Source organism: Streptomyces sp. NBC_01314, assembly GCF_041435215.1.
GTDB lineage: Bacteria > Actinomycetota > Actinomycetes > Streptomycetales > Streptomycetaceae > Streptomyces.
On sequence record NZ_CP108394.1, the window covers coordinates 4828107 to 4843988 of the forward strand.

The 15882-nt window shown below is 64.9% G+C and carries 10 protein-coding genes, 3 rRNA genes and 2 pseudogenes; 1 reads left to right on the forward strand and 14 read right to left on the reverse strand.

The genetic code is table 11. From position 1 onward, the window contains the following. Window positions 1-212: 212 nt before the first annotated feature. From OG622_RS21135 to OG622_RS21175, 9 genes and pseudogenes are all read right to left on the reverse strand, one after another. Window positions 213-1388 (reverse strand): acetoin utilization protein AcuC, encoded by a 1176-nt coding sequence (locus OG622_RS21135; protein WP_371578107.1) that lies wholly within the window; start codon window positions 1386-1388, stop codon window positions 213-215. After that, the gene (locus tag OG622_RS21140) at window positions 1339-2562 is read right to left on the reverse strand and encodes an MFS transporter (protein ID WP_371578109.1); all 1224 of its coding nucleotides are present in this window, start codon (window positions 2560-2562) and stop codon (window positions 1339-1341) included. The genes OG622_RS21135 and OG622_RS21140 overlap by 50 nt, the downstream gene beginning before the upstream one ends. Before the next feature lie 54 nt (window positions 2563-2616). Further along, window positions 2617-3132 (reverse strand): annotated as a pseudogene (locus tag OG622_RS21145) (HAD-IA family hydrolase); the annotation flags it as partial. 30 nt (window positions 3133-3162) lie between these two features. Further along, window positions 3163-3780 (reverse strand): IS630 family transposase, encoded by a 618-nt coding sequence (locus OG622_RS21150; protein ID WP_371583978.1) that lies wholly within the window; start codon window positions 3778-3780, stop codon window positions 3163-3165. Beyond that, window positions 3690-4232: a winged helix-turn-helix domain-containing protein gene (locus OG622_RS21155; protein WP_371572293.1), complete on the reverse strand. Its 543-nt coding sequence runs from the start codon at window positions 4230-4232 to the stop codon at window positions 3690-3692. The genes OG622_RS21150 and OG622_RS21155 overlap by 91 nt, the downstream gene beginning before the upstream one ends. 60 nt (window positions 4233-4292) lie before the next feature. Beyond that, window positions 4293-4433: pseudogene (locus tag OG622_RS21160) on the reverse strand (hydrolase); the annotation flags it as partial. Between the two features lie 61 nt (window positions 4434-4494). Further along, window positions 4495-4611 (reverse strand): 5S ribosomal RNA (rrf, locus tag OG622_RS21165). A 95-nt stretch (window positions 4612-4706) separates the two neighbouring features. After that, a 23S ribosomal RNA gene (locus OG622_RS21170) occupies window positions 4707-7829 on the reverse strand. 313 nt (window positions 7830-8142) lie between these two features. Continuing rightward, window positions 8143-9668, reverse strand: a 16S ribosomal RNA gene (locus OG622_RS21175). The 16S, 23S and 5S rRNA genes sit together here, the layout of an rRNA operon. 829 nt (window positions 9669-10497) lie before the next feature. Here OG622_RS21175 and trpS point away from each other — a divergent pair. Next, a complete protein-coding gene (gene trpS / locus OG622_RS21180) occupies window positions 10498-11493 on the forward strand; it encodes a tryptophan--tRNA ligase (RefSeq protein ID WP_371578110.1) in 996 nt (331 codons plus the stop codon). A gap of 12 nt (window positions 11494-11505) precedes the next feature. On the opposite strand, the gene proC is transcribed toward trpS, so the two are convergent. The 5 genes from proC to OG622_RS21205 form a co-directional block, all read right to left on the reverse strand. Then, window positions 11506-12318 (reverse strand): pyrroline-5-carboxylate reductase, encoded by an 813-nt coding sequence (proC, locus tag OG622_RS21185; protein ID WP_371578111.1) that lies wholly within the window; start codon window positions 12316-12318, stop codon window positions 11506-11508. Window positions 12319-12435: 117 nt separating this feature from the next. Beyond that, entirely contained in the window at window positions 12436-13296 is an 861-nt protein-coding gene (locus tag OG622_RS21190) for an ABC transporter permease (RefSeq protein ID WP_371578112.1), read from the reverse strand. Further along, a complete protein-coding gene (locus OG622_RS21195) occupies window positions 13293-14144 on the reverse strand; it encodes an ABC transporter ATP-binding protein (RefSeq protein ID WP_371578114.1) in 852 nt (283 codons plus the stop codon). The genes OG622_RS21190 and OG622_RS21195 overlap by 4 nt, the downstream gene beginning before the upstream one ends. Before the next feature lie 462 nt (window positions 14145-14606). Further along, complete coding sequence (locus OG622_RS21200; protein WP_371578116.1) at window positions 14607-15170, reverse strand: EamA/RhaT family transporter; 564 nt, start codon at window positions 15168-15170, stop codon at window positions 14607-14609. Window positions 15171-15360: 190 nt separating this feature from the next. Continuing rightward, the gene (locus tag OG622_RS21205) at window positions 15361-15714 is read right to left on the reverse strand and encodes an SH3 domain-containing protein (protein ID WP_371578117.1); all 354 of its coding nucleotides are present in this window, start codon (window positions 15712-15714) and stop codon (window positions 15361-15363) included. Window positions 15715-15882 lie beyond the last annotated feature (168 nt).

Consider the following 15882-nt stretch of genomic DNA (forward strand, 5'->3'; position numbering starts at 1 on the left):
GAAAACCCGCCACCAACCACACAGTTGGCCTAGCGCGTCCTTGCAGGGGCGTGGGGAACTGCGCGAACGGGGTCCGGGGCGGAGCCCCGAGTCTGTGACGGGGGTCGAAGGGGCACGCAGCCCCTGGATGGGGGTCCCCCGCTCGAGCGAAGCCGAGAGTGGGGGGAGGGAGGGACGGGCAGGGGCGGCGGGGGCGGCGGGGGCGAAAACCCCTACGGCAACAACCCCCGCAACGGAAACACGGCCTTCCGCGCAGCCAACACCGCCTGGTCCAGCCGATCCGCGGGGTCGTACCCCGCCTCCCAGTCCGTCCAGGCCACGGGCCACCGCCCATCGGTCATCCGCGCCGGCGCCAACTGCCGCGTACGAGCGAACACCTGCTGCCGCCACTCCTCGGGAATCACGCTCTCCGGCGCGATCTCCCGGCCCGCCGCGATCGCCACCAGATGCGTCCAGGACCGCGGCACCACCTCCACCACCGCGTACCCGCCCCCGCCGAGCGCGACCCACCGCCCGTCGGCGTACTCATGGGCCAGCTCGTGCAGGGCCACCTGCACCGCCCGCTGCGCGTCCAACGACACCGCCAGGTGCGCCAACGGATCCTCGAAGTGCGTATCGGCCCCGTGCTGGGTCACCAGCACCTGCGGCCGGAAGTCGGCGATCAGCTCCGGCACCACTGCATGGAACGCCCGTACCCACCCCGCGTCCCCGGTCCCCGCCGGCACCGCCACATTCACGGCCGACCCCTCCGCACTCGGCGAGGCCCCCGTCTCCTCCGGCCACCCGCTCTGCGGGAAGAGGGTCCGAGGATGCTCGTGCAGCGAGATCGTCAGAACCCGAGGATCCTCCCAGAACGCCGCCTGCACCCCGTCCCCGTGATGCACGTCGACATCCACGTACGCGACCCGCTCGGCTCCCAGCTCCAGCAGCCGGGCGATGGCGATCGACGCGTCGTTGTAGATACAGAACCCCGACGCGCCCCCGGGCATCGCGTGGTGCAGCCCGCCCGCGAAGTTCACCGCGTGCAGCGCGTCCCCTCGCCACACCGCCTCCGCCGCCCCCACCGACTGCCCCGCGATGAGCGCGGACACCTCGTGCATCCCGGCGAAGGCCGGATCGTCCATGGTCCCCAGCCCGTACGACCCGTCCGCGCCCCGGGGGTCGGCGGACGCGGCCCTGACCGCCGCCACGTAGTCCGCGCGATGCACGAGCCTCAGGGTCGACTCCCCGGCCGGCTTCGCCGAGACGACGTCCATCTCCCGGTCGAGTCCGAAGGCACTCACCAGACTCCGGGTCAACGCCAGCCGGACCGGATCCATCGGATGGTCCGGACCGAAGTCATAGCCCGTTACTGCCTCGTCCCACATCAGCTGTGCGCGGCCGCTCATGCCCGCCACCGTATCGGTCCGGTTCCGTCTCGAACGAGCGGGCGTACACCAACGTCACCAGCACCAAAGCCATCGGTATGAGCATCGCCCCGCGGTAGCTCCACAGGTCTCCCACGGCCCCCACCAACGGAGACCCGATCAAGAACCCGACATAGTTGAAGATATTCAGCCGAGCGACGGCCGCATCCGAAGCTCCGGGGAACAGCCGCCCGGCCGCCGCGAACGTCTGCGGCACCAGTACACACAGCCCGAGGCCCAGCAGCGTGAACCCGAGCATCCCCACCCAGGCTCCCGGCGCCCCCGCCACCACGGCGAACCCGACCGCCGCGATCACCGCCCCGGCCCGCACGACGGCAGCGGCCCCGAACTTCCGTACCCCGAAGTCCCCGAGGGACCGCCCGATCAACGTGGTGACCATGTAAACGTTGTACGGCACGGTCGCCAGCTGCTCGCTGCTCCCCAGGACGTCCTGCAGGTACTTCGCGCTCCAGTTGGAGACGGTCGAGTCCCCGATGTACGCGAAGCACATCACCAGACAGAGCGGCAGCAGCATGGTGAAGCCGATGGTCCCACCCGCTCCCGCCGGGACGGCGTCCTCCTTCTTCTCTCCTGCGGACCCCGCGTCGACGTACCAACGGCTCCCGACCAGCACGGCCGGCAGCAGCACGACCGCCACCGGCAGATACGACACCAGCAGCGCCAGATGCCAGTGCGCCCCGACCCACGCCAGCGAGGCTCCGGCTATCCCACCCGCGCTGTACACGGCGTGGAAGCCGAGCATGATGCTCCGCCCGTACGACCGCTGCAGGCTCACCCCGAGCATGTTCATGGACGCGTCGAGCGCCCCGACCGCCAGCCCGAAGGCGGCCAGCGAGGCACCGAGTACGACCAGCTGCTCGCCGGCCCCCACGCCGAGCAGGGCCAGGAGCACGACGGGCTGGGACCACCGCAGCACCCGGCTCGGCGGCACCTTCTTCACGAGCTGCTCGGTGCAGACGCTGCCGAGCCCGGCGAGGACCGGCACAGCAGCGAGGAAGGCGGGCAACAACGCGTCGGAGACCCCGTACCGGTCCTGGATGGCCGGAATCCGCGTCACGAGCAGCGCGAACGCGACACCCTGAGCGAAGAAGCTGAACGCCAACGCGGCCCTACCGCGCCGCAGTACATCTGTCATGGCGGCACAGTAGGGGGCACGACCTACTCATGGGTAGAGGAAGTTGAATACTGCTCAACTAAGCAGGTCGAGCAGCTCTCCCATGTCCGAGAAGCATCCCCTGGCTCCGGTCGGCTTCCCGGCGGGCGTCATCGCCACATACTCGTACACATCCATCCCGGCCGCGAGCCCCGCCCGTATCCCGAGAGGACTGTCCTCGACGACGGCACACCTCTCCGGCGCGACACCCATCCGCTCGGCCGCGTGCAGGAAGAGGTCCGGCGCCGGCTTGCCCCGCCCCACGTCCTGCGCACTGAACACGAGCCCTTCCCCGAACCACCGGTCGAGCCCGGTCGTCCGATGTCCCACCCGGATCCGCTCGTGACTGCCGGACGACGCCACGCAGTACGGCACGTCGTCCGCGACCAGCTTCTCCAGCACGGCGACGACACCCGGCACGGGCTCCAGCTCTCGCTCGAACGCGGCGAACACTCGCTGATGGAAGACGGCGTCGAAGTCCCCCGGCAGCGTCTCCCCCGTCCGTTCCAGAACGAGCTCGTGAATCCGGTGCATGGCCGATCCCATGTACTCAGGTTGAACCCGTAGCGTCGCTGTGATGGATCATGGCGGCTTCGTGATCAGTCCGGTGTCGGCGAGGCAGCCGGTGATCGCGTCGGGCCGGTACTGGATCTGCTTGAGTCGACTGCGGACGAGCGCTTCGAGGTCGTCGATACCGGCGAGCAGGAAGTTGACGATGCCTCGTTTGAGCCAGGACCAGATCCACTCGACGGCGTTCAGCTCGGGTGCGTATCTGGGGAGGTGGAACACCCGAAGCCACTTCTGCCGCGCTGCCCACGCGGTGAACTCCGGCGTCTTGTGCGTGGAGACGTTGTCCCACACCAGCACGACGGGGGTGTGCAGTTGATGATGGAGCGCAGTCAGGAAGGCGCGGTACTCGTCCAGGGTGAAGCTCTTGCTCTCGTTCTTGCGGCCGTGCCAGGTGTGTAACCGGTAGGCGAAGCGCGGCCGGTGGCCGCCGGGGCGGTAGCAGGCCGCACCGAGCGCGTTGACCCGCCCGCGCTTGCGTACGTGCACTGTGACCTGCGGGCGAGCCCCGCGCCTGGCCCAGGTCCGGCCTCGCGGCGGGCTCAGCCCCTGCCCCGACTCGTCGGCGAAGCAGATGTAGGCGCCGAGCTCGCCGGCGGTGGTTCCACCTCGGGCCAGGTCTCCTCCCGCCAGCGTGTGATCTCCTCCTCGTCGCGTGCCGCCGAGCGGCGCACCGGGACCTGCCAGGAGTAACCGTGCCGGTCAAGCAGCTTGCTCACCCCGGTCAGGGTGTAGTTGACATGGCAGGTCCGGCCGATCAGGTCGGCGACCCGCGCCAGCGTCCAGCGCTGATCGTCCTCGAAGCCGCACACGCCGGGCCCGGCGTCCAGCAGAGCAGCCACCTTCTCCCACTGCCGCTCGCTCAGCCGCTCCCGCGCCACGGGTCCCGCCGAGTACAGCGCCGCCGCTCCACCCTGCTTCCACGCCGCCCGCCAGCGCTCCACCGAGCGCTTCGTGACCCGCAACTCCCGCGCGATCCGCGCACTCGACTCACCCGCCGCGAACCGCTCGGCGACCTCCAGCCGCAACCGTTCCCGACGGGCCTGTTCCTCGGGCGTGTACCCGCCCGCTGCCGCATACCTCATGATCCAGCAATAGCGCGAGGATCATGAGCCGTCACCACCCAAGACGACGCTGCGAGTTCAGCCTGAGTAGTACCGGCTGGACTCCTCGTACGAGGTCGGGTGCCCGAGTTCGGTGAGGTACTCGGCGAGGAGCCGGTTGGAGATGGGTTCGCTGTCGACGAGAACACCGTCATTGTCGAAGATCACGAGGTCATAGCGCATGACTCGACCCTAAACGCAGAAAACCCCCACCGGTTTCCCGGTAGGGGTTTTTGCAATATTTGTTCGGCGGCGTCCTACTCTCCCACAGGGTCCCCCCTGCAGTACCATCGGCGCTGTAAGGCTTAGCTTCCGGGTTCGGAATGTAACCGGGCGTTTCCCTCACGCTATGACCACCGAAACACTATGAAACACTCAACCGCACCATCCCCCGTGACCAAACCGGGAATGGGGTTGTTCGTGGTTTCAGAACCAACACAGTGGACGCGAGCAACTGAGGACAAGCCCTCGGCCTATTAGTACCAGTCAACTCCACCCGTTACCAGGCTTCCATATCTGGCCTATCAACCCAGTCGTCTACTGGGAGCCTTACCCCATCAAGTGGGTGGGAATACTCATCTCGAAGCAGGCTTCCCGCTTAGATGCTTTCAGCGGTTATCCCTCCCGAACGTAGCCAACCAGCCATGCCCTTGGCAGGACAACTGGCACACCAGAGGTTCGTCCGTCCCGGTCCTCTCGTACTAGGGACAGCCCTTCTCAATATTCCTGCGCGCGCAGCGGATAGGGACCGAACTGTCTCACGACGTTCTAAACCCAGCTCGCGTACCGCTTTAATGGGCGAACAGCCCAACCCTTGGGACCGACTCCAGCCCCAGGATGCGACGAGCCGACATCGAGGTGCCAAACCATCCCGTCGATATGGACTCTTGGGGAAGATCAGCCTGTTATCCCCGGGGTACCTTTTATCCGTTGAGCGACGGCGCTTCCACAAGCCACCGCCGGATCACTAGTCCCGACTTTCGTCCCTGCTCGACCCGTCGGTCTCACAGTCAAGCTCCCTTGTGCACTTACACTCAACACCTGATTGCCAACCAGGCTGAGGGAACCTTTGGGCGCCTCCGTTACTCTTTAGGAGGCAACCGCCCCAGTTAAACTACCCATCAGACACTGTCCCTGATCCGGATCACGGACCCAGGTTAGACATCCAGCACGACCAGACTGGTATTTCAACGACGACTCCACCCGAACTGGCGTCCGAGCTTCAAAGTCTCCCAGCTATCCTACACAAGCCGAACCGAACACCAATATCAAACTGTAGTAAAGGTCCCGGGGTCTTTCCGTCCTGCTGCGCGAAACGAGCATCTTTACTCGTAGTGCAATTTCACCGGGCCTATGGTTGAGACAGTCGAGAAGTCGTTACGCCATTCGTGCAGGTCGGAACTTACCCGACAAGGAATTTCGCTACCTTAGGATGGTTATAGTTACCACCGCCGTTTACTGGCGCTTAAGTTCTCAGCTTCGCCACCCCGAAGAGTGACTAACCGGTCCCCTTAACGTTCCAGCACCGGGCAGGCGTCAGTCCGTATACATCGCCTTACGGCTTCGCACGGACCTGTGTTTTTAGTAAACAGTCGCTTCTCGCTGGTCTCTGCGGCCACCCCCAGCTCACCGAGTAAATCGGATCACCAGTGATGGCCCCCCTTCTCCCGAAGTTACGGGGGCATTTTGCCGAGTTCCTTAACCATAGTTCACCCGAACGCCTCGGTATTCTCTACCTGACCACCTGAGTCGGTTTAGGGTACGGGCCGCCATGAAACTCGCTAGAGGCTTTTCTCGACAGCATAGGATCATCCACTTCACCACAATCGGCTCGGCATCAGGTCTCAGACTATTGCCAGGCGGATTTACCTACCTGACGTCCTACACCCTTACCCCGGGACAACCACCGCCCGGGATGGACTACCTTCCTGCGTCACCCCATCACTCACCTACTGCAAGTCTGGTCCGTCGGCTCCACCACTTTCCATTCCCCGAAGGGTCCGGAACGGCTTCACGGACTTAGCATCGCCTGGTTCAATGTTTGACGCTTCACAGCGGGTACCGGAATATCAACCGGTTATCCATCGACTACGCCTGTCGGCCTCGCCTTAGGTCCCGACTTACCCTGGGCAGATCAGCTTGACCCAGGAACCCTTGGTCAATCGGCGCACACGTTTCTCACGTGTGTATCGCTACTCATGCCTGCATTCTCACTCGTGAACCGTCCACAACTCGCTTCCGCGGCTGCTTCACCCGGCACACGACGCTCCCCTACCCATCCCAGCAGGCGTTGGCCCTATATGCTGAAATGACACGACTTCGGCGGTACGCTTGAGCCCCGCTACATTGTCGGCGCGGAATCACTAGACCAGTGAGCTATTACGCACTCTTTCAAGGGTGGCTGCTTCTAAGCCAACCTCCTGGTTGTCTCTGCGACTCCACATCCTTTCCCACTTAGCGTACGCTTAGGGGCCTTAGTCGATGCTCTGGGCTGTTTCCCTCTCGACCATGGAGCTTATCCCCCACAGTCTCACTGCCGCGCTCTCACTTACCGGCATTCGGAGTTTGGCTAAGGTCAGTAACCCGGTAGGGCCCATCGCCTATCCAGTGCTCTACCTCCGGCAAGAAACACACGACGCTGCACCTAAATGCATTTCGGGGAGAACCAGCTATCACGGAGTTTGATTGGCCTTTCACCCCTAACCACAGGTCATCCCCCAGGTTTTCAACCCTGGTGGGTTCGGTCCTCCACGAAGTCTTACCTCCGCTTCAACCTGCCCATGGCTAGATCACTCCGCTTCGGGTCTTGAGCGTGCTACTGAAGCGCCCTGTTCGGACTCGCTTTCGCTACGGCTACCCCACTCGGGTTAACCTCGCAACACACCGCAAACTCGCAGGCTCATTCTTCAAAAGGCACGCAGTCACGACGCACCGAGTAAACTCGATGCGCGACGCTCCCACGGCTTGTAGGCACACGGTTTCAGGTACTATTTCACTCCGCTCCCGCGGTACTTTTCACCATTCCCTCACGGTACTATCCGCTATCGGTCACCAGGGAATATTTAGGCTTAGCGGGTGGTCCCGCCAGATTCACACGGGATTTCTCGGGCCCCGTGCTACTTGGGTGTCTCTCAAACGAGCCGTTAATGTTTCAGCTACGGGGGTCTTACCCTCTACGCCGGACCTTTCGCATGTCCTTCGCCTACATCAACGGTTTCTGACTCGCCGACCAGCCGGCAGACTGATCAAGAGAGATCCCACAACCCCGTATACGCAACCCCTGCCGGGTCTCACACGCATACGGTTTGGCCTCATCCGGTTTCGCTCGCCACTACTCCCGGAATCACGGTTGTTTTCTCTTCCTGCGGGTACTGAGATGTTTCACTTCCCCGCGTTCCCTCCACTTGCCCTATGTGTTCAGGCAAGGGTGACAGCCCATGACGACTGCCGGGTTTCCCCATTCGGACACCCCCGGATCAAAGCCTGGTTGACGACTCCCCGGGGCCTATCGTGGCCTCCCACGTCCTTCATCGGTTCCTGGTGCCAAGGCATCCACCGTGCGCCCTTAAAAACTTGGCCACAGATGCTCGCGTCCACTGTGCAGTTCTCAAACAACGACCAACCACCCATCACCCCCGGTAACCACCGGAGTTCACTGGGGCCGGCACTGAAGGCAGCCATACGGCCATACCCTCAGACACCCAACAGCGTGCCCGACCGGATCCCGTCCGAAGATCATGTTTTCCACGCCCTTGCGAGCAGTACTAACAGTCTCCGACCCGGAAACCAGCCGAATAATCAACGTTCCACCCTTGAGCAACCACCGCAGAACATTCGCCTGCGTCATGGCCCTGGACCACCGGGCAAGCCCGGCAGCCTAGATGCTCCTTAGAAAGGAGGTGATCCAGCCGCACCTTCCGGTACGGCTACCTTGTTACGACTTCGTCCCAATCGCCAGTCCCACCTTCGACAGCTCCCTCCCTTACGGGTTGGGCCACCGGCTTCGGGTGTTACCGACTTTCGTGACGTGACGGGCGGTGTGTACAAGGCCCGGGAACGTATTCACCGCAGCAATGCTGATCTGCGATTACTAGCAACTCCGACTTCATGGGGTCGAGTTGCAGACCCCAATCCGAACTGAGACAGGCTTTTTGAGATTCGCTCCGCCTCACGGCTTCGCAGCTCATTGTACCTGCCATTGTAGCACGTGTGCAGCCCAAGACATAAGGGGCATGATGACTTGACGTCGTCCCCACCTTCCTCCGAGTTGACCCCGGCAGTCTCCTGTGAGTCCCCATCACCCCGAAGGGCATGCTGGCAACACAGAACAAGGGTTGCGCTCGTTGCGGGACTTAACCCAACATCTCACGACACGAGCTGACGACAGCCATGCACCACCTGTCACCCGACCACAAGGGGGGCACCATCTCTGATGCTTTCCGGGCGATGTCAAGCCTTGGTAAGGTTCTTCGCGTTGCGTCGAATTAAGCCACATGCTCCGCTGCTTGTGCGGGCCCCCGTCAATTCCTTTGAGTTTTAGCCTTGCGGCCGTACTCCCCAGGCGGGGAACTTAATGCGTTAGCTGCGGCACCGACGACGTGGAATGTCGCCAACACCTAGTTCCCACCGTTTACGGCGTGGACTACCAGGGTATCTAATCCTGTTCGCTCCCCACGCTTTCGCTCCTCAGCGTCAGTAATGGCCCAGAGATCCGCCTTCGCCACCGGTGTTCCTCCTGATATCTGCGCATTTCACCGCTACACCAGGAATTCCGATCTCCCCTACCACACTCTAGTCTGCCCGTATCGAATGCAGACCCGGGGTTAAGCCCCGGGCTTTCACATCCGACGCGACAGACCGCCTACGAGCTCTTTACGCCCAATAATTCCGGACAACGCTCGCGCCCTACGTATTACCGCGGCTGCTGGCACGTAGTTAGCCGGCGCTTCTTCTGCAGGTACCGTCACTTTCGCTTCTTCCCTGCTGAAAGAGGTTTACAACCCGAAGGCCGTCATCCCTCACGCGGCGTCGCTGCATCAGGCTTTCGCCCATTGTGCAATATTCCCCACTGCTGCCTCCCGTAGGAGTCTGGGCCGTGTCTCAGTCCCAGTGTGGCCGGTCGCCCTCTCAGGCCGGCTACCCGTCGTCGCCTTGGTGAGCCGTTACCTCACCAACAAGCTGATAGGCCGCGGGCTCATCCTTCACCGCCGGAGCTTTCCACACTCATCGGATGCCCGAGAGTGTTGTATCCGGTATTAGACCCCGTTTCCAGGGCTTGTCCCAGAGTGAAGGGCAGATTGCCCACGTGTTACTCACCCGTTCGCCACTAATCCCCACCGAAGTGGTTCATCGTTCGACTTGCATGTGTTAAGCACGCCGCCAGCGTTCGTCCTGAGCCAGGATCAAACTCTCCGTGAATGTTTACCCGTAATCGGGTCGACACCACGAGAGCGGAACAGTCAGGCGGAATAAGCCCGACCGTTCACAACGTCCTCGCTGTGTTTTACTTCAAAGGAACCTCGACCACCGGAAGATTCCGGCGGACGGGGTATCAACATATCTGGCGTTGATTTTTGGCACGCTGTTGAGTTCTCAAGGAACGGACGCTTCCTTTGTACTCACCCAAGCTACTCTCGGGCTTTCCTCCGGGCAGTTTCCCTTCGGTCTTGCGTTTCCGACTCTATCAGATCATTTTCCGATCCGATTTCCTCGGTGCTTTCCAGGTTTCCGCTTTCGCGTTTCCCTTTCCGGCGGTTCCGACTCTATCAGATCCTTTCGGGCCTGATTCCCAGTCAGCGGGGGTTGTCTTCGCGACTGTTGGGCCGTTCCGACGAGTGAGACTTTAGCGGATTCCCGGCTCCCGAGCTAATCGGGGGCTGCGTCCTTTCGAACGCGGATTCCTCATTTCGCAAATACGCGCGCCAATGACACGACGACGGATCGTCGGTTGTTGGTGGTTACCTGCGAATGGCTGCCCGGGGACCGACCGGGGTCGGCGCTCACGTCGGACAACCCGGAGAACACTACGTACCGGCTCGAGGTGTGTCAACTTGCTGTCGTGCGGCCCTCCGGAGGCGTAGCCTCGCCCCCATGACTACGCGTACGTGTCACCAGCAGTGGTGGGCCGCCTGAAGGCGGCCGTACTCACGTATGTACTCGACGGCCGCCGCCCCCGGCGGCCGTTCTCGTATCTCCCTCCTGAGGGTCGGCCGGCCGGTGGCGGCGGTCCTGATCAGGAGGTGGAGAGATGACACGGGTTTTCAGCGGGGTCAAGCCGACTGGGCATCTGACTCTGGGGAACTACCTGGGAGCCGTACGGCGGTGGGCCGAGGTCGACCAGCACCGGACGGACGCGTTGTTCTGCGTCGTGGATCTGCACGCGCTGACCGTGGACCACGATCCGGCGCGGGTGCGCAGGCTCAGTCGGCAGGCGACGAGCCTGTTGCTGGCGTCGGGGCTGGATCCGGAGCTGTGCACCGTCTTCGTACAGAGTCATGTGGATGAGCACGCGCGGCTGTCCTATCTGCTGGAGTGCGTGGCCACGGACGGTGAGATGCGGCGGATGATCCAGTACAGGGAGAAGGCGGCGCGGGAGCGGGCGCGGGGCGGGAGTGTCCGGCTGTCGCTGCTGACGTATCCCGTGCTGATGGCGGCGGACATCCTGGCGTACGGGACCGACGAGGTGCCCGTGGGGGACGACCAGACGCAGCATGTGGAGCTGACGCGGGACCTGGCGGTGCGGTTCAACCAGCGGTACGGGCAGACGTTCGTGGTGCCGCGGGCCACGTCTCCGAAGGTCGGGGCCCGGGTGATGAACCTGCAGGACCCGACGTCGAAGATGGGGAAGACCGACGACGTCGGGCCGGGGATCGTCTATCTGCTGGACGAGCCGGCCGCGGTGCGGAAGAAGGTCATGCGGGCCGTGACCGACAGCGGGCGCGACGTCGTCTACGACCGGGAGGCGCGGCCGGGGCTCGCGAACCTGCTGGAGATCCTCGCTGCCTGTGAGGGTGGGAACCCCGAGGACCTGAGCGGTGTATATGAATCGTACGGAGCACTGAAGAAGGACACCGCAGAGGCCGTGGTCGAGGTCCTCAGGCCCGTACAGGAGAGGCACAAGGAGCTGTGCGCGGATCCTGCGTATGTGGAGGGGGTGCTGCGGTTGGGTGCGGAGAAGGCCAGAGAGATGGCTCGACCGAGGGTGAATGAGGCGTATCGGGCGATCGGTCTGCTGGCCGGTTGACCGCGGGCGGCGTCAGCTGTTGTTGCCGGAGGCCAGTTCGCGACTCCGGTCGCGGGCTGCCTCCAGCGCGGCGATCAGTGCGGCGCGTACTCCGTGGTTCTCGAGTTCACGGATGGCGCTGATCGTCGTGCCGGCGGGAGAGGTGACGTTCTCACGGAGCTTGACGGGGTGTTCGCCGCTGTCGCGGAGCATCGTGGCCGCACCGATGGCGGACTGGACGATCAGGTCGTGGGCCTTGTCGCGGGGCAGGCCCAGGAGGATGCCCGCGTCGGTCATGGCTTCGACCAGGTAGAAGAAGTACGCCGGGCCGGAGCCGGAGAGGGCGGTGCAGGCGTCCTGCTGGGACTCGGGGACGCGGAGTGTCTTGCCGACGGCGCCGAAGATCTCCTCGGCGTGCGCGAGGTCGGCCTCGCTCGCGTGGCTGCCGGCGGAGATGACGGACATGGCCTCGTCCACGAGGGCGGGCGTGTTCGTCATGACACGGACGACAGGGGTGCCTGCGGCCAGGCGCTCCTCGAAGAAGGAGGTGGGGATGCCTGCGGCGCCGCTGATGACCAGGCGGTCGGCGGGGGTGTGCGGGGCGAGTTCGTCGAGGAGGGTGCCCATGTCCTGAGGCTTGACCGTGAGGATGAGCGTGTCGGCGGTCTTCGCGGCCTCGGCATTGGTGACCGGGGTGACGCCGTAGCGGGTGCGGAGCTCTTCGGCGCGTTCGGGTCGGCGGGCGGTGACCAGAAGGTCTGCGGGCGCCCAGCCTGCTCGGATCATGCCGCTGAGCAGGGCCTCGCCGATCTTGCCGGTGCCGAGGACTGCGACTTTCTGGCTCATGGTGCGGGTGCCCTCCGGGGGTGCGTCGTCCTGGAGCCATCCTCGCACCGGGGGTAGGGGTTCGGCTGCGGTGTCCGGTGGGCGGGACGTCAGGTGGGCGGGGTGGCTGGTCGGCCGCTAGGTCGTTCGGCGCTTCAAGGTGGCCGCTCCCAGGGTGAGGACCAGAAGAGCGCAGCCGGCGACGATCGCGATGTCGCGTAGGAAGTCGGCGGTCATATCGGTGTGGAGGAGCACTTCGTTCATGCCGTCGACGGCATAGGACATGGGGAGGACGTTGGAGATGGCTTCCAGGGCGGGGTGCATGTCGGGGCGGGGTGTGAACAGGCCGCAGAGGAGGAGTTGGGGGAAGATCACGGCCGGCATGAACTGGACGGCCTGGTACTCGGAGGAGGCGAAGGCCGAGACGAAGAGGCCGAGGGCGGTTCCCAGGAGGGCGTCGAGGAGGGCGACGATCAGGAGGAGCCAGGGGGAGCCGGTGACGTCCAGGTCGAGGAACCAGACGGCCAGGCCTGTGGCGAGGGCGGACTGGATGATCGCCAGGGTGCCGAAAGCCAGGGCGTAGCCGGCGATGAGGTCCCCTTTGCCGAGGGGCATGGAGAGGAGGCGTTCCAGCGTCCCCGAGGTGCGTTCACGCAGGGTCGCGATCGAGGTCACCAGGAACATGGTGATCAGCGGGAAGATGCCGAGGAGTGAGGCGCCGATGGAGTCGAAGACGCGTGGGCTGCCGTCGAAGACGTAGCGCAACAGGAACAGCATCACGCACGGGATGAGGATCAGCAGGGCGATCGTGCGGGGGTCGTGGCCGAGTTGGCGGAGGACTCGGGCGGCTGTGGCTGTCGTACGGGAGTAGCTGAGGGCGCTGGGGCGGGAAGCCGCAGGGGTTGTGGACGCGGTCGGATTCGTCGTCGTCTCCGTCGACTTCTCCCTCTCCTTCGTCTTCTTCGTCTTCTTCGTGTTGGTGTTCGTCGTGGTGGTCATCGCACCGGCTCCTTCTGGTGGGCGTCGGTCCCGGTCGCGGTCGTGGGTGCGGTCACCGTGGCCTCGTCGACCAGGCGGAGGAAGGCCGCTTCGACTGTTTCCGCGTGGGTGCGGGTGCGGAGGGCCTCGGGGGTGTCGTCGGCGAGGATCTCGCCCTCGCGCATGAGGAGAAGGCGGTGGCAGCGCTCGGCCTCGTCCATGACGTGGGAGGAGATCAGGAGGGTGGCCCGGCGTTCGGCGGCGATGGTGTGGAAGAGGGTCCAGAGTTCGCGGCGGAGGACGGGGTCCAGGCCGACGGTGGGTTCGTCGAGGACCAGGAGTTCGGGGGTGCCGAGGAGGGCCACGGCCAGGGAGACGCGGCTGCGTTGGCCGCCGGAGAGGTTGCCGGCGAGGGCGTTGGCATGGGTGGTCAGGTCCACGTCGGCGATGGCCCGGGTGACGTTCTCGTGGCGGCGGTCGGCGGCGGCGCGGCCGGGGTCGAGGATCGCGGCGAAGTAGGCGAGGTTCTGGCTGACCGTCAGGTCGTCGTAGACGGAGGGTGCCTGGGTGACGTAGCCGATGCGGGAACGGAGGGTGGCGTCGCCTGCGGGGCGGCCGAGGACGTTCAGGGTGCCGCTGACCTTGGCCTGGGTTCCGACGATCGCTCGCATCAGGGTGGACTTTCCGCAGCCTGAGGGGCCGAGGAGACCGGTGATCTGGCCTTGGGGGACGGCGAAGTCGAGGCCGCGGAGGACGGTGCGGGGGCCTCGGGCGGCGGTGAGGTCCTGCGCGTGGACGGCGGGGAGAACAGTGGAGCCGATGGGGGTGGCGGGTTGGGGTGGCGGCTCGTTCCGCGAGTAATTCATCATGTGATGAATATTGCGCAGGGCGAGTGGGCCGTCAAGGGGGACGGCGGCTCGGGTTCGGTGCGTGAAGGCGCGGCGGGGCGAGAGGGGGCTGCTGGAGGCCGTGCGGGTGCCGTGGGTTCGATGACCCCGGTTGCTCGCGGAGGTGGGGTGGTCGGGAACGTGGCGTGCGGGGCGCTCGGGGCGCTGCGCATGACCGCGGTGATCGCGCGGCGTACTTCCTGTCGCGGCGCCGGCCGGGTCGCCGGTGCATACGGGGGTGCGGGCCCGCGCCCGTGCGGAGTGGGGGGGCGGGAGCAGGAGGGGCGGGCTCAGGGGCGGATGGCCAGCAGAAGGTCTACGTCGTAAATCTCAGGAGTAGTCGGGCGCGGTTGCGGGGCGGGCTCGCGGAGTGGGAGTTGCGGGCGGGGCCGGTGGTTGTGTGGCTTGCTCAGTCCATGTGCCTGTGTTGGGGCTCCGGGGCCGCTAGGCCCGGTGTCGCTTCGCTGGGTTCTTCGTGCGCTTGGCTGTGCGGCGGTCGTACTGTCGGCGGGCCGTGGTGTATTCCTCGCGGTGGAGGGACTCGCCCGGGGCCTCTTTCAGGGAGCGGAGGAAATAGGCGGTCAGGGAGCCTGGGAAGCCGATGGTGAGAAGGCCTCGTAGGGAGGACTGGCGGGCCGGGTCGGGGCGTTTGGTGAAGGCACCCCAGGTGTGGCCGAAGGCGAGGGCGCTGCAGGTGGCGAACATGACGACGACCAGGATGCTGACGAAGCCGCCGACCGCGGCCAGTTGCAGGCCCTCGTAGGCCAGGCGCAGCACCAGGCAGGAGACCGCCAGAGCCGCGAACGAGCCGACGGTGACGGTCGCGCGGCGGGCCGTGTAGTTGCCGTCGCGGTTCAGCCAGGTCGTCCCGAAGAAGCGGATGGGTTCGGGACGAGGGCCCGTGGGGGTCGCGTGGGGTGCCGGGGACGCCTGGAGTTCCTGCGGCTCCCGCAGCTTTTGCGGCTGCTGCTCCTGCTCCGCCTGATTGTTCTTCGGTTTGTCGCTCACGGGTCGATTATGGCTTCGGGGTGGGAGCCGCTTCGCGGTGGCATCGGGCGCCCTCGTGCCTGTAGCGGGTGGCCTCGCGGACTCCGGACAGCCACGCCGCAGTACCCGCGGAGGTACTGCGGCGATCTCCCAACCGCCGCGCGATATCGCTGTCAGAGCCGCCCGTCGCGTCGGTTCGCGGCGCCTCGGGTCAGCCGCAGCGTCCGGCCACGTAGCCGTCGCTGCCTGTGTAGACGTAGGCGTCGGAGATGTACTGGCCGTCGTCGATGTTGTCCCAGACGTTGGTGGTGCCGTAGGGGCCGGAGATGGTCTGGCCCGGGGTCTGGCAGTAGATCGGCACCTTAACGTTCTCGGCGAGAACCCGGACGATTCCGTAGCTGGTGCTCGGGCCGCTGCGGACGTTGAGACGGACGCCCGGAGCGACCGAGTAGTAGCGGACGGCTGCCGTGACCGTCGCGGCGGTGGCCGAAACCTCGGCCGACGCCGTGGTGGTCCGCTCCCTCTCGCCATCCCCCGCGATCTCTTCGACATGGTCGACAGACATGGCTGAACTCCCCCCGTTTAAAACCCCGTTAAGTCCCCATGCAAGCCATGGGGACCCTTTGATACCCCTGAATCAGGACACACACACCTGTGCGTTTTTCGCACGTGAAGGCTAGCAAGCCGCCTCTGTCCCGTACGCGTCATCGACTAGGCTCCGAGCGTCGCGCGA